Annotated in this window: 15 protein-coding genes; 8 read left to right on the top strand and 7 right to left on the bottom strand. The window is 48.0% G+C overall.

Annotation, left to right across the window (positions count from 1 at the left end; genetic code table 11):
* The first annotated feature begins 14 nt into the window (after positions 1-14).
* The 6 genes from EJN92_RS10465 to EJN92_RS10440 are packed head-to-tail and all read left to right on the top strand — an operon-like array spanning position 15 to position 4,508.
* Positions 15-560 carry a hypothetical protein gene (locus tag EJN92_RS10465; protein WP_227869798.1) on the top strand — a complete coding sequence of 182 codons (546 nt, stop codon included), beginning with the start codon at positions 15-17 and terminating at the stop codon, positions 558-560.
* Positions 557-1,111, top strand: a complete 555-nt coding sequence (locus EJN92_RS10460; protein WP_126127767.1) for a hypothetical protein — start codon at positions 557-559, stop codon at positions 1,109-1,111. Before EJN92_RS10465 ends, EJN92_RS10460 begins: the two co-directional genes overlap by 4 nt.
* Positions 1,111-3,030 carry a secretin and TonB N-terminal domain-containing protein gene (locus EJN92_RS10455; protein WP_126127766.1) on the top strand — a complete coding sequence of 640 codons (1,920 nt, stop codon included), beginning with the start codon at positions 1,111-1,113 and terminating at the stop codon, positions 3,028-3,030. The genes EJN92_RS10460 and EJN92_RS10455 overlap by 1 nt, the downstream gene beginning before the upstream one ends.
* On the top strand, positions 3,030-3,515 hold the full coding sequence (locus EJN92_RS10450) for a prepilin-type N-terminal cleavage/methylation domain-containing protein (protein ID WP_126127765.1): 486 nt from the start codon (positions 3,030-3,032) through the stop codon (positions 3,513-3,515). Before EJN92_RS10455 ends, EJN92_RS10450 begins: the two co-directional genes overlap by 1 nt.
* Positions 3,509-3,904 (top strand): type II secretion system protein, encoded by a 396-nt coding sequence (locus tag EJN92_RS10445; RefSeq protein ID WP_126127764.1) that lies wholly within the window; start codon positions 3,509-3,511, stop codon positions 3,902-3,904. The genes EJN92_RS10450 and EJN92_RS10445 overlap by 7 nt, the downstream gene beginning before the upstream one ends.
* A 4-nt stretch (positions 3,905-3,908) precedes the next feature.
* On the top strand, positions 3,909-4,508 hold the full coding sequence (locus tag EJN92_RS10440) for a type II secretion system protein (protein ID WP_126127763.1): 600 nt from the start codon (positions 3,909-3,911) through the stop codon (positions 4,506-4,508).
* On the opposite strand, the gene EJN92_RS10435 is transcribed toward EJN92_RS10440, so the two are convergent.
* From EJN92_RS10435 to rpmH, 7 genes are all read right to left on the bottom strand, one after another.
* Positions 4,495-5,796, bottom strand: a complete 1,302-nt coding sequence (locus EJN92_RS10435) for an acyl-CoA reductase (RefSeq protein WP_157984348.1) — start codon at positions 5,794-5,796, stop codon at positions 4,495-4,497. The genes EJN92_RS10440 and EJN92_RS10435 overlap by 14 nt on opposite strands.
* The gene (locus tag EJN92_RS10430; protein ID WP_126127761.1) at positions 5,790-6,986 is read right to left on the bottom strand and encodes a LuxE/PaaK family acyltransferase; all 1,197 of its coding nucleotides are present in this window, start codon (positions 6,984-6,986) and stop codon (positions 5,790-5,792) included. The genes EJN92_RS10435 and EJN92_RS10430 overlap by 7 nt, the downstream gene beginning before the upstream one ends.
* A 119-nt stretch (positions 6,987-7,105) precedes the next feature.
* Positions 7,106-8,524: a tRNA uridine-5-carboxymethylaminomethyl(34) synthesis GTPase MnmE gene (gene mnmE, locus EJN92_RS10425; protein WP_126127760.1), complete on the bottom strand. Its 1,419-nt coding sequence runs from the start codon at positions 8,522-8,524 to the stop codon at positions 7,106-7,108.
* A gap of 137 nt (positions 8,525-8,661) precedes the next feature.
* Positions 8,662-10,347 carry a membrane protein insertase YidC gene (gene yidC, locus EJN92_RS10420; protein ID WP_126127759.1) on the bottom strand — a complete coding sequence of 562 codons (1,686 nt, stop codon included), beginning with the start codon at positions 10,345-10,347 and terminating at the stop codon, positions 8,662-8,664.
* An 18-nt stretch (positions 10,348-10,365) separates the two neighbouring features.
* The gene (gene yidD, locus EJN92_RS10415; protein ID WP_126127758.1) at positions 10,366-10,638 is read right to left on the bottom strand and encodes a membrane protein insertion efficiency factor YidD; all 273 of its coding nucleotides are present in this window, start codon (positions 10,636-10,638) and stop codon (positions 10,366-10,368) included.
* Positions 10,635-11,039 (bottom strand): ribonuclease P protein component, encoded by a 405-nt coding sequence (locus EJN92_RS10410; protein WP_227869797.1) that lies wholly within the window; start codon positions 11,037-11,039, stop codon positions 10,635-10,637. The genes yidD and EJN92_RS10410 overlap by 4 nt, the downstream gene beginning before the upstream one ends.
* A 60-nt stretch (positions 11,040-11,099) precedes the next feature.
* Positions 11,100-11,234, bottom strand: coding sequence for a 50S ribosomal protein L34 (rpmH, locus tag EJN92_RS10405; RefSeq protein ID WP_061535510.1), 135 nt, complete (start codon positions 11,232-11,234; stop codon positions 11,100-11,102).
* 479 nt (positions 11,235-11,713) lie between these two features.
* On the opposite strand from rpmH, the gene dnaA reads away from it, so the two are divergent.
* Positions 11,714-13,129 carry a chromosomal replication initiator protein DnaA gene (gene dnaA / locus EJN92_RS10400; RefSeq protein WP_126127757.1) on the top strand — a complete coding sequence of 472 codons (1,416 nt, stop codon included), beginning with the start codon at positions 11,714-11,716 and terminating at the stop codon, positions 13,127-13,129.
* Positions 13,130-13,261: 132 nt separating this feature from the next.
* On the top strand, positions 13,262-14,368 hold the full coding sequence (dnaN, locus tag EJN92_RS10395; RefSeq protein ID WP_126127756.1) for a DNA polymerase III subunit beta: 1,107 nt from the start codon (positions 13,262-13,264) through the stop codon (positions 14,366-14,368).
* Positions 14,369-14,593 lie beyond the last annotated feature (225 nt).

Raw genomic sequence — 14,593 nt, 5'->3', positions numbered from 1 at the left:
TCTCTACTTTCACTATGCTTCAATTGCAGACGCGTTTATGGCTACAGCAACGCGGGCTCATCGCCTCAACTGGGATCGTCTTGCTAGTATTAGCATGCCTAGCCTGCTTGGCTTATTTTTCATATGCTAGAACGCTAGCATCACCGGAGCCAATCGCTAATCTAGCTAAATTAGAGAAAAAAGATAACCCTATACCGACGACCAACGAGTTTCAGAATCTGGCGGTTTTTTATGATAGCTTGGGCGAGCGGCGCTATGCGGAGCAACAACTGAAAACCATATTCGCATTGGCAAATAAAAATGCTTTAAGCCTGACCAAGGGGCAGTACAAATTAAATTATGATAAAAATTCTCAGGTCTATACCTACCAGATAGTTTTGCCAGTCAAAGGCCCTTATCAGTCCATCTGGCAGTTTGTACTCCAGACTCTGGATGTGATACCGTTTTCGGCATTGAATGAAATTAGCTTTAAACGTGATAGTGTCAACGACAACCTGCCAGAAGCGCGTTTGCATCTGAGCCTGTATCTACATGACGTAGCGAAAAAGGGATCGCCATGAAGACGCGCCATTTAGTAATGGGGTTGTGTCTCTTGCTCGCAGCTGGCGTCGCTTTGTTTGGAGATAAAACTCCTGCTGGGGGCGTGGCAGAAGCAGTAGCGCGCGCCACACCTGCAAAAACAGCGGCGACCTCAACTATAAAATCGCCAGTATCTAGCGCTGCCGTCAGCGCCAGCGTGAGGATAGAAAGCATACTGCCACGCCCCAAATTAGCACCCGAAGACAGTATGGGTGATAGCACGACCGTCTCAGCAGTGGCAATGTTTGGAAATCAAAACTGGAATCCGCCACCGCCGCCAGCGGCCAAATTTATACCCGTAGCGCCCGTGCCTCCTAGCGCGCCGCCACTACCGTTTGTGTATTTGGGAAAATCCCTCGCCGATGGCACCTGGGAAGTATTTCTGGGGCGCGGTGATCGCACTATCATCGTCCAAAATAATAGCGTCATCGATGGCACCTATCGCGTTGCCGAGATAAAACCGCCGCTGCTCACCTTCACTTACCTTCCGTTGAATCAGATTCAACAGCTCACTATTGGAGTTCTCGACTGATGTTAAGTCAAACGCAAAAATACCGCTCATCGGATGCGCTGCTGTTCCGTTTGCTAAAATCCTTCGCCCTGCCTTTGTTGTTGCTGAGCTTAACAGGCTGTGCCGCTCAAATAGCGTATAGGGATGCCAAAAAATTAGTCGCTGAAGATCAAATCGAGGCGGGACTTGTCAAATACAGGGAGGCCATGCGTGCAGATCCGTATAACGCGGAATATAGGATTGCCTATCTACGTATCCGCGACAAGAATGTCCTGCAATTACTGGAGCAGGGTGAAGCACTCTTAAAAGAGGGAAATAACGAAGCGGCAAGAAATAGTTTTAACCAAGCTTTAGCATTGGACGCTGCTAGTGAGCGGGCGCGTAACGATTTGAGGTCATTAGAAATAAATATGCGCCAGGAAAAACAAATAGCGGCGGCCTCAACTGCGCTAGAGATGAAAGAAAACGAGACCGCACGTCAGATACTCAATGCCGTCTTAGCAGAAAGCCCTGGTAATCAAAAAGCACGTAGCTTGCTGGCGTCTATCGCCGAAAGCCCCAAAGCGGCAAGTGCAGAATCAGGGATAGCAAAGCAATTTAAGAAACCAATTTCTATACAATTTAAAGATACGCCTTTGCGCCAGGTATTTGACGTCATCGCCCGCACCTCTGGTTTAAATTTTGTTTTCGATAAGGATGTCAAGGCGGATCAGAAGGCCACCATCTCATTAAAAAATAGCAGTATAGAATTGGCGGTTTACTACCTGTTAATGAGTAATCAGCTAGAGCAGCAAATCGTCGATGCCAACACCATCATGATTTATCCGAATAGCGCCGCCAAACTCAAGGAATACCAAGAAATGGTGGTAAAGACCTTCTTTATTGCCAATGCAGATGCCAAGCTGGTCGCCAATACGCTTAAAACCATACTCAAATCCAAAGACATTGTGGTCGATGAAAAGCTCAATCTTGTCATCTTGCGAGACACACGTGAGTCTATACGTCTCGCAGAAAAATTAGTCGCCTTACAGGATATTCCAGAAGCTGAAGTCATGCTGGAAGTAGAGATACTCGAAGTCAAGACTAATCGCTTGACTGAACTTGGCGTTGCATGGCCCGCTAGTTTGGCATTGTCGCCCTTAACGGCTGGTAACGGCGTAGGTTTTACGATTGCGGATCTACGTAATTTAAATCAAAATAATATCGGGATTACCCCACCTAGTGTGACCATCAATGCCAACACCAAGGATGGTGACGCCAACACTCTTGCCAATCCGCGGATAAGAGTCAGAAACCGGGAGAAAGCTAAAGTACATATCGGTGAAAAATTACCGAGCGTCACCACCACCGTCTCTCCCGGCGCAGCCGGATTCGCATCGGAATCGGTCAGTTACATCGATGTCGGCTTAACGCTCAATGTAGAACCGACTATCTATCTGAATAATGAAGTAGCGATCAGGGTGGATCTGGAAGTGAGTAATTTACTTGGAACCATGACCACGAAATCCGGCACCGTCGGCTACCAAATTGGGACGCGTAAAGCCACCACGGTATTGCAATTAAAAGATGGTGAGAATCAGGTACTAGCCGGTCTCATCAGCAATGAAGATCGTAGCAATGGCAATAAAGTTCCTGGTGTTGGCGATCTGCCGCTCCTTGGCCGTCTGTTTGGCAGCACCAAAGACGATACGCAAAAAACAGAAATCGTGCTTTCTATCACACCCAGGCTGATACGTAACATTCGCCGCCCGGAAGCGAATTCCTCCGAATTTTCCGCAGGTACGGACGCTAACTTTAGAAATCGGCCGGATGCTGTGGCCCGTGCCCCAGCGATAGTAGCACCCGCCAAAGTTGAGCCAGTTGCCACTCCCGTGCTCATTCCGGTCTGGCCAGCAGCGACCGAGGTTGGCACAGAACCGGTAGTGAAGCAGGAAAAATAATGTCCACCCAGTGCTATAAATTGCGCGGCTTTACCCTCATAGAATTGTTAGTTACTCTGGCGATTCTAGGTTTGCTGGCTAGCCTGGCTATTCCAGTGAAACAGGTGGCGCAACAACGTCAGCAAGAACGGCAATTGCGTACCGCATTGAACGAGATACGACATGCCATTGATGCCTATAAAGCAGCGGCGGATGAAGGTCGTATCGTCAGATCGGGCGCTGGAAATTCTTATCCGGAGAGTTTGGAATTACTCGTGGAAGGCGTCACGGATCTGAGCAGCCCCAAACATGCGAAGCTGTTTTTTTTGCGGCGTTTACCACGCGACCCATTCAACCCCAATACCGAGCTGAGTGAGTCTCAAACTTGGGGCAAGCGCAGCTATGCCAGCGAGGCCAGTGATCCGCGTGAAGGCGCCGATGTTTATGACATTTACTCGACCTCGGAAAAACTGGGCCTGAACGGCATTCCGTATAGAAAATGGTAAACATGAAAAGTCTAACGCGACGAGGTATGGGATTTACGCTGATAGAATTATTGGTGGTCTTGGGCATTATCGCCCTGATGTTGACACTGGCGGTACCGCGCTATTTCCCCACCATAGATGCGGCGAAGGAGGCCATGCTGGCCGATAATTTACGGAATATGCGCAGCACGATAGATCAATATTATGCCGACACTGGGCGCTATCCAGAAACCCTAGTGCAACTGGTCGAGAAAAAATATCTCAAAGCCCTACCTATCGATCCGATTACAGAAAGCACGGAAACCTGGATTATCTTGGCACCAGAAGATGACACTAAAGGTAATGTCTACAACATCAAAAGTGGTGCCAGCGGCAATGATCGTAATGGTAAACCCTATCTAGACTGGTGATGGCATGAGGGTGAAAACTAGCGCTCGACAAATTCAATCTGGCTTCACCTATGTGGGTTTGATCGTCTTAGTAGCGATCATAGGATTAGTCGCGGCCAGTACCTTGAAAATGGGAGCCTTGTTACAACGCCGTGCGGCGGAGCAAGACTTGCTGGAAATCGGTGCGGCCTTCACCTCAGCCTTTAACAGTTACGCGGAAGCTTCAGGGCCAGAACAACGTCGAAGCCCCACTACACTCGATCAGTTATTGCGCGATCCGCGCTTCCCCAGCACCAAGCGGCACTTACGTACTTTATATGCAGACCCAATTAGCGGTGAGACTAAGTGGGGCTTTGTAATGGGTTTAGATAAGCTGAGTATCGTAGGCGTGTATAGCTTATCGAATGCAAAACCTATCAAACAGGGAAACTTTGCGCCTGGCTTTGAGCAGTTTGAAAACAAGACGCATCTTAGTGAATGGAAATTTGTGGGACGTGAAGCGCGACTATTAAACCAACCTGCGATTGCTCCTAAGCCGGCGCCTCTTGCTCCCTTACCGACATCAGCTACAGATGCAGTTAAGCCAGGCTCACAAGGCAGTCTATTTAATCTTACTCAGCCATGATGTTGACCAATTGGGTCAAATCATAGCCGCCGTCATGCGCTTGCGTTGGCGAACTTAGTACCATATTGCCAAACCCACACACTCTGGTGATACCCAGCAACTTGGCCATACTCAGTAAGCGTTCACTTTCATTAATGGATCCGCAGCAACCCATAGTCTGCATCCAGTATTTTTCATCTTTAAGTCCTTGCAAGATGGCCGTCACATCGTCGTACTTAAGGATGTGTAAAAAACGGCATAAAGGAGAGGGTATCAAGCCGGACTTCCACTGACTCCAAACTGCGGTTGTCCATGAATTTTCTTTGGGACAATGCAGCTTCACTCCTCCATTGAGAATACTCTCGGCCTTGATATCCTCTCTGGCATTAATGATATCGACATAGTCGTCGCTACTACGCATTGCTGGCGCATCAGCGTAAACCGATTGGAAGCTCGCATGCAAACAATCCAGGAAACGCTCAAATTGTTGATTAGAAATTTTACTTTCGACAAACAGCGCTTGCAAATTATTGCAAGCTTTTTGATCCCACATACTGACGTCCATCACTATGTTTTTACATAAGCTTTCTAGTTGAGCGTCTTTCAGACCCGCTGCGGTCAATACGCCAATCCCGTATTTCGGACCATGGCTGAGTATCCTTGCCGTGTAGCCCAGATCGGCACGCCAGCTCATCACGGCATCCATACCGCCCCAAACGATAATTCTATCAACACTGTTTTTAAATAATATTTCTATCTCTTTATCGCCACCTTTCCAACAAAAAGCAACAAGCCGAGTGACCAATACTTGATCGACGTCTGCGTCCAGCAGGCTTTCGAGAAAGATGCCGGGCACGCCGCCATCCGCGCTGGAGAATTTATAAAAATTGATATTGCCGGAGAGTAGGCCATCGACCAGGCCATCTAAGCCAGACACTAGGGTATTGGTTGCGCCTATATGTAGTACCAGACCGACTGGGCAGACTAATTTATTACCTATGGCTGCTTGCCATCTTTGTTCTAGCGTTGGTCTTGAAAAAAATTGCGCGCACTCATTAAAAAACAGGATAATCGAACTGCCGACTATTCCAGAGTTTTCTAAGTGCGCCAAGATACGCTTATGGAAAATATTGCTTTCATCGCTCCAGAGTTTGCCCAGTCTGGCCAGAATATCTATAGTTTTATCTAGAGAAGGAGGTGGACTTAGTGCCAGTGTCTTACCTGTCTCAAGCAAAGATTGAAGGTCGTTTGCGTGTATCGGTGCGCTACTGTTTAGCATACGCCCAAATTGAAAGCTCTTATTTAGCATGACCGCCCCTTCTGGATATATTGCTCTGCATTGAGGGCGCAGGTCATGGCTTTTTTCGAGCCTCCTCGTCCTAAGATGGTCAAATAATCTCCTGAACGACCACATGTGCAATGCTGCTCTAGATACCCCAAATCCGAACTAAGTAAGGAAGCCGAGGGATAGCTTTGCAAGATAGGGGTAAATAGTTGAACTAAACCAGTCTCCCCATACGTGAGCGGCTCCATAGTTCTAAGATCGCGTATCACCACATGAGCCAGAGCCGAAACATGCAATTTGTTTTTCTCGCAGGCCACATAGAGCGCTGGATGCTCAACCAGAGAGTAAGAATCGCGGATAGCCGAAGCTGGCAGATTGCTAAGGCTGGCTAGATAAGTGTACAGATTAAAATCTTCACCGTACAAATGCGCGAACTCTTTCCAGCCTCCACCGCTCAAAATATAACTATCTTCTGGAAATTTCACTTCCCCATATTTTTGATGATAGGCTTTGATGATCTCGCAACTGTAGTGTAGAAAGCCCAATATTCGAATGGGCTGTTCTGCCAGCACGTAGGCTCTTAAGGTCTCAACTGCGCGCTCAAGTAAAAATACGGTGTGACCATTTTGGTCCAGATCGAGCGCATAAAAATTTGCCAAACTCGGGGTAAGCTGTGACACCACGCTATCGGTACCTGCCGTGCCAGCGCCATTCGAGGCATCTGGGCTATAGCCTGCGAACAAATAGTTGGCCGCTTGCTTACTAGCCAATCCAAACTCAGCGTAGACCTTGAGTATCCCAGCGACGATGCGTACTAAAGAAGTCTCATCGATAGTAATTTCCGCCTTTTGTCCACTCGTTCCGGAGGACAGAATACTCAGTGCGGGCGCTGCATGCGCACTACTACTTAAGCTATATTTTTTGAGTACTGCAGAAGTGATATACGGAATATTTAGGAGATCATCAAAACCCTGCAAAGACGCCAAGTTACAATCTGATAAGTACATCAGTTGGCGATAAAAATCATAGTCCTGATATTGGATATGCAGAGTTTCTCGCATTGCCTCAAAAAACGCCAGCTTCCATTTTTCGTCTTTATTGAAGCTATCGAAACCGTATAAACGATCCACCGCATTGCTGCTATTTTGGCCAAGCATTTGGGCCTTAGCGAATAGCAATTGCGGCGATGCAATCAGGTTTTTGAGCTGATTCACACTGCTCTCCTTTGAAAATGAGTTTTCTAAAAACCACTTCGAAAAACAGAACAGCGCACTTAAATTAAACTTAAACCCTTTACAATATAGTTAATAAAATAAGAAAGTGTTAGGAATTTTTATTTCCCTATGCAGAAACGCGAAAAAATCACTCCGAGCAAGTCATCAGAAGTAAATTCACCGGTAATGCTGTTGAGTCTATCCTGGGTCAATCTCAATTCTTCGGCGAATAAATCCAAAGATTGATCGTTTTGCGCAGCATAGCTGGCCGCAAATTCGAGATGTTCACGTGCCTGCTTGAGCGCGATCAGATGACGTTCGCGCGCCAGGTAGAGGGATTCACCAGTCTGTTGCCAGCCAGCGATGCGCAACAACTCTTTGCGCAATAAATCCATGCCCAGATGCTCTTGCGCCGACAAATAGATATGCGTCGCGTCTTCCATTTCATCAACGCTAGCATGATGACCAGAAACATCGATCTTATTCCAGATGCGGATCACCGGCACGCCATCGGGGAATCTGGCAACGATAGCCTCATCGGCACGGGTTGGGCCACGGCTGGCATCAAGAAGATGCAAGATGACGTCAGCTTTTTCGACTTCGGCCCAAGTGCGTTCTATTCCTATACGTTCAACCGCGTCGATCACGTCGATGTTCTCACCGAACTCTGGCTCATCGTGATCGTGTCGTATCCCGGCCGTATCGATGATATTGAGCGGGATGCCTTCTATGTGTATGGTTTCTGTGACCTTATCACGGGTGGTTCCGGCAATCGGGGTAACGATGGCGACATCATCGCCGGCCAAAGCATTGAGCAAAGATGATTTGCCTACATTTGGCTGACCTGCCAGCACTATATTCAGACCGCTACGTAACAATGCCCCTTGTGCGGCTTGCTCAAAGACTTTTTGAAGTGCGTCTTGTATCGTTAATAATTGACCACGTGCGTTCGATTTTTCCAGAAAGTCGATTTCTTCTTCAGGGAAATCCAAGGTCGCCTCGACCAACATACGCAAGTGCACCACTTTTTCTACCAAAGCATTAATGACTGTTGAGAAGGCGCCGGATAAGGATTGTGATGCCGATTTTGCCGCCGCCTCGGTAGATGCCTCAATCAGATCAGCAACTGCTTCGGCCTGCGCTAGATCAAGCTTATCGTTCAAGAATGCGCGTTGAGTAAATTCACCAGGTTGTGCCAATCGCAGACCGGCGTCTTTACCGGCCTCCAGGCAGCGCGCCAGCAACATCTGCATTACGACAGGACCGCCATGTCCTTGTAACTCAAGCACATCCTCTCCGGTATACGAATTTGGTGCCTTAAAAAAAATGGCTAAGCCCTGATCAATCACGCTGCCATCGGCCTGGGTAAACGGCAAATAAGTGGCATGCCGCGGTTTTAATTGGGCAACGCCAAACAAGGCACTGACGATGGGCGCAAGATCTTTGCCAGATATGCGGACTACGCCTATGCCGCCACGACCGGGTGCCGTAGCAATCGCGGTGATGGGAGTTGGGTCATAAGTACTGTGATGGTTCATAAGGAATTTTAACCTTGCAGGCTTAACCCGCAAAAAATTTATAGTGCGTGTGATCTAAATACTACATGACTTGTGGCTTTGCCATAAAAAAAGCCCATGCTCGCATGGGCTTTTTTCTATTTACATAGATGCGTAAATCAAGACTTATGTTCAGCTGGGATCATTTTGTTATTAATCACCCATTGCTGGGCAATCGACAACACGTTATTCACTACCCAGTACAGTACCAAGCCAGACGGAAAGAAGAAGAACATCACCGAAAAAGCCAAAGGCATGAACAGCATCATCTTCGCTTGCATAGGATCAGCAGGCGCAGGATTGAGCTTGGTCGTGATATACATAGAGATCGCGTAGATCACTGGCAATATATACCAAGGATCTGGTGCAGTCAGATCAGTGATCCAGCCCACCCAAGGCGCACCGCGCATTTCTACGCTGGCTTGCAAGACCCAATACAAAGACAAGAACACCGGCATTTGGATCAAGATAGGCAAGCAACCACCAAGCGGATTGATTTTTTCTTTCTTGTACAACTCCATCATCGCCTGATTCATTTTCTGCGGATCATTTTTGTATTGCTCGCGCACCGCAGTCATTTTTGGTGTGACCACTTTCATCTTCGCCATACTGCGGTAACCGGCAGCCGATAAGGGGAACAAAGCAAGTTTGATAGCAATGGTGAAGACCACGATAGTCCAACCCCAGTTACCCAATAATTTGTGGATCAATTCCATCAACCAAAACAGCGGCTTGGCAACTATCGTCAATACGCCATAGTCCTTCACCAGCTCTAAACCCGGTGTGACTTTTTCCAATAATGCCGATTCTTGCGGACCGGAATACAAACGAGCATCCATTGACACTGTCGCACCTGGAGCGATCGTTCCCATAGGCAAGATACTGCCCACTGCGTACAGATTGGTATCGACTTTTTTAGTGAAAATTTCGCGCTGTGTTTTATCTTGTGGAATAAATGCAGAGACGAAGAAATGTTCAATCACAGAAACCCAACCGTTATCGGCCTTAGTCGCATGGTTGCTATTACTAGAGCCAAGTTTTTCAGTTTCTTGTTTACCAATTTTTTCAAAATCAAGCTTCTGAAATTTGTCTGCATCGGTGTACACAGCAGGTGCAAAAAAGTCGCCGCTACCTGAGAACATGCCACCGCTTTCAGGTTTAGTACCGTCATGCAATAATTGCAAATACAGGGATGGCGTAATCGCAGCCGCGCTGTTATTGCTTACTTCATGCTTGACGTCGATAACGTAGTCAGCTTTTTTGAAGGTAAAAGTTTTCGTCAGCTTGACGCCAGCCTGCTCGGACTCCAATACCAATTGAACCTGGTTACCATCGCCCAAGCTACGTACACCTGGTTTAGCGATAAAGCCGGATTTATGATTAGGGAAATTACCGCCTAACAAACCTGTCTGTGCCAAGTAAGTGCGTTTCGCATCTTGCGTGAACAGCACCACGTTTTTGCTGTGGTCATGGCTATCTTTGTGTTTAAGCAGCTCTAGGCGTTTTACTTCGCCGCCTATGGTATCGATATCCGCCTTGATCAAATCCGTGGTGATGGTAATGATTTCACTCTTAATAGCTGGCGTATCTGCGGCAACAGCAGTGCCACTGGCAGCCGTGGCGTCAGCTAAAGCCTTGGGTGCATTGGCAGTTGCGCTGGCCGATGCAGCCGTATTCTTGCTCTGTTGCGCAGTTGGTGTAGGGAAAAACATAGATTGCTTGCCGCTATGGCGCATCCAGTTGTCCCAGAGGATCAACAGCGACATCGAAAAAACAACCCACAGCACGGTACGTTTGATATCCATTTGTGTATTTGACGAAGATTAGGAGAGTTTAGAAGAATGACCCGCAACAGATGTGGGGGCAGATGTTTGTTTTTCAGCCTTGGGTGGAACATTATCCACGCCGCCGGGATGCCACGGATGGCATTTACACAGGCGCTTTCCTGCCATCAAACTACCTTGGCAAGCACCATATTCGCGGATGGCTTCTGCCGCATACTCGGAACAACTAGGATAAAAACGGCAGCGCTGCCCTAACATAGGGCTGATCATTAGTTTATATCCGCGTAGTAACAGTAGCAGCAAGGATTTCATGATGCGGGTTCGACCGGAATTTTTTGTGAAGCAAACAGACGCAGGATTTCCACCCTCAACTCACGTTTAAGTTGGGCGGTAGTGGCAGGACCTGCCTTGCTATTGACCGGTTTAGACAAACGCACTATGCAATCGACATTAATTAATGTCGATTGTCGAAACACTTCGCGTGTCACACGTTTGATTGCATTGCGCGTTGCTGCGCGCGGGGCAAATCGCTTTGCCGCAACCACACCCAAGCGGGCGTGCTCCAAGGCAGTCGGACGGGCATACAAAACGAAATGTGCCGTTCTTTGTACGGGGCGCAAACGAAAAACGGATGAAAACTCATCCGTTTTAACGATACGCCTAACGCGCGCAAAATCTCCGCTGGCGTTGGTCATGTCGATTGCATTGATCATCTCAATAATCTAGCTATCGCCACATTCAGCCTAAGCTGCTATGGCCATAGCCAGAACAGATCAAGCTGCCAGGCGTTTACGGCCCTTGGCGCGACGTGCATTCAGAACAGCGCGGCCGCCGCGGGTTGCCATACGTGCGCGGAAACCGTGAGTGCGCTTACGGCGAACTACGGAAGGTTGATAAGTACGTTTCATGTTGATCTCGCTATTTTAAGCAAATAATAAATCGGAATTACGGGTAATAGCGTGAAGCGCGTCGATAAAACTTACACTTAATTTACACTTTCTCACACTCTATTCACACCATTACTGCCCCAAAACCGCTGCTCATGACTGCTTCACCGGCTGTTTCATTAAAAACAACAAATGCCACATCCAATAAAATAGGGGTAGGGAACCCATAATTATTCACCACTTTGCTAGGTCATGTCAATCCATTTGACGCAAATTTAATCAGGCTTGCGCTTTTAATAATTAAGAAATTTCCCTCCAAGCTGTGGATAACTCTGGCTGGCAAGGGTAGAATAGCGGATTAGTGTGTCAGCTTTATTTTGTTCTTTTTGCAATTGTGCCGGATTGATACTTCTACGGTATTTAGCAACATACTGGCAAGTCCAAAAAGTAAGACGAACGAAGTTTTCTGTTCATACGCAAGCATTTTATAACGAGTATTCATGGATAATTTTTGGCAAGCCTGTTCTTCTCAACTAGAGCAGGAGCTCACGCCGCAACAATACAGCGCTTGGATCAAGCCTTTAGCCCCCGTTGATTACGAAAACGGTCGCTTGCGTATTGGCGCGCCGAATCGCTTTAAGTTAGATTGGGTAAAGACGCAATTCGCCAGCCGCATCACAGAATTAGCCGTGCAGTATTGGGACGATACGATAGAAGTGCAGTTTATTATCGACCCGCGCATTAATAAAAAACCTGTGCCTAGCGTACCGGCGTCTAGCAGCATGCCTAGTGCGGCCAATATCGCGCAGCAACACAGCCAGGATGGCGACCGGCCTAGCCACGCCGAAATGCCGCAATACCCGGAGCCAACGCCGCAGCCATCACCACGGCGCGAGCAAAGCCGTATCAACTCGGATTTGACCTTCGATAGCTTCGTCACTGGTAAGGCCAATCAACTGGCGCGTGCCGCTGCGATACAAGTAGCAAATAATCCTGGTGTCTCGTACAACCCGCTGTTCTTATATGGCGGCGTTGGTCTGGGTAAAACGCATTTGATCCACGCCATCGGCAACCAAATTTTGGTGGATAACCCGAACGCTAAAATTCGCTACATCCACGCCGAGCAGTACGTGCGCGACGTCGTTACGGCTTACCAGCGCAAGGGTTTTGATGAGTTCAAACGTTATTACCATTCGCTAGATTTATTGCTGATCGATGATATTCAATTCTTTGGTGGCAAAAGTCGCACCCAAGAAGAATTCTTCTACGCGTTTGAAGCCTTAATCGCCGCCAAGAAACAAATCATCATCACCAGTGATACCTATCCAAAAGAAATCACCGGCATGGATGACCGCTTGATCTCGCGTTTTGATTCTGGCCTGACGGTCGCCATCGAACCGCCAGAGCTCGAAATGCGGGTCGCCATTTTGCTCAAAAAAGCCACCAGCGAAGGCGTGCATTTTTCTGATGACGTGGCCTTCTTCGTGGCCAAGCATTTGCGCTCCAACGTACGCGAACTGGAAGGCGCTTTGCGCAAGATTTTGGCTTACTCGCGCTTCCACGGTAAAGAGATCACGATCGACGTCACCAAAGAAGCGCTGAAGGATTTATTGTCGGTACAAAACCGCCAGATCTCAGTTGAAAATATACAAAAAACTGTGGCAGATTTTTTCCACATCAAAGTGGCGGATATGTACTCCAAACGTCGTCCGGCGAATATCGCCAGACCGCGTCAGATCGCCATGTATCTGGCAAAAGAATTGACACAAAAAAGTTTGCCAGAGATCGGCGAATTATTTGGTGGGCGCGATCACACCACCGTCTTGCATGCGGTACGCAAGATCACAGCAGATCGCGGTAAAAGCCCGGAATGCAATCATGAGCTGCACGTTTTAGAGCAGACTCTGAAGGGCTAAGTTTGAGGTAAGCGCAAGCAGAGATCAGCCTGCTTGCCGCTAGCAATAAGCTCGGCAATATAAGCTCGGCAATACAAGTAATCAAGTAATGAACCATCCTTTATCAACCACAAATTAAGCGAGGATATACAAATGCAATTGGTAAAAACCCACCGAGATACTTTACTCCGACCTTTGCAAATCGTGAGTGGTATTGTCGAGCGTCGGCACACTTTGCCGATTCTGGCCAATATCCTCATACGCAAAGATGGTGAAAAGGTCTCCTTCCTGTCGACTGACATCGAAGTTCAGATCACCACGCATGCCGAAATCGGTTCGGGCGGCGAAGTCACGGCGACCACCGTTGCAGCCCGTAAATTGCTCGATATTTTGCGCGCCTTGCCGGATGATAATGACGTCTCCATCAAGCTAGAAAACAAGAAAATGACCGTGCAATCGGGCAAATCGCGTTTTTCTTTGCAAACCCTGGCGGCTGAAGAATTCCCTACAGTAGCGCAAGCCGAGACTTACAACGCCAGCGTCAGCCTGCCGCAAAAAGCCCTCAAGCACCTGTTTAACATGGTGCATTTCTCGATGGCGCAGCAAGACATCCGTTACTACCTCAATGGCTTATTATTAGTCGTCGATGGCAAGAACGTGATTGCGGTTGCCACCGACGGTCACCGTCTGGCGTATTGCCAGGTAGAAGTCGAGCAAGAGTTTGCGCGTCAAGAAGTCATCATCCCGCGCAAGACGATTATCGAATTGCAGCGCCTGCTAGAAGACAAAGACGAGCCGGTACAACTAGACATCGCCAACAATCAGGTCAAACTGACTTTTGCCGATATCGAGTTAATCTCTAAGCTGGTCGAAGGCAAGTTCCCTGACTTCAACCGCGTCATCCCTAAAGGCTACAAGAACAACTTCACGCTAGGTCGCGAACAACTGCTGCGCTCCTTGCAACGCGTTGCCATCATGACCAGTGATAAGTTTAAAGGCGTGCGTTGCGTGATCACCCCGGGTCTGATGCAAATCTTGTCTACCAATGCCGATCAGGAAGAAGCGGTCGAAGAGATTGAAATCGATTACGGAGGAGACAGCGTCGATATCGGTTTTAACGTCACCTACTTGCTCGATGTATTGAACAATCTCAAGGTCGATCAGATCAACATCGCCCTTGGCGATTCCAACTCATCGGCTTTGCTGACCATCCCAGAAAACACCGACTTCAAATACGTCGTGATGCCAATGCGGATCTAGTAGCAAAGAACAAGAACCCTCTCCCGCGTGCGGCGCAGTTTCCGCAAGTGGGCAGGGGTGAGGGCGGTCGATAAAACCGGGCATCCGAAAATTCCGCGAGCAGATTTCCACAAGAATTCCGTTTCGGATTTTTTAAATAATGCAGTCTATCAGCCACCCTCACCCCAACCCTTTCCCGCACGCGGGAGAGGGAGTAATAAACAACCTTGAACAAGTAACACATTA

It is taken from the genome of Undibacterium parvum, assembly GCF_003955735.1.
GTDB lineage: Bacteria > Pseudomonadota > Gammaproteobacteria > Burkholderiales > Burkholderiaceae_D > Undibacterium > Undibacterium parvum.
This window is presented reverse-complemented; position numbering and strand designations above follow the sequence as displayed.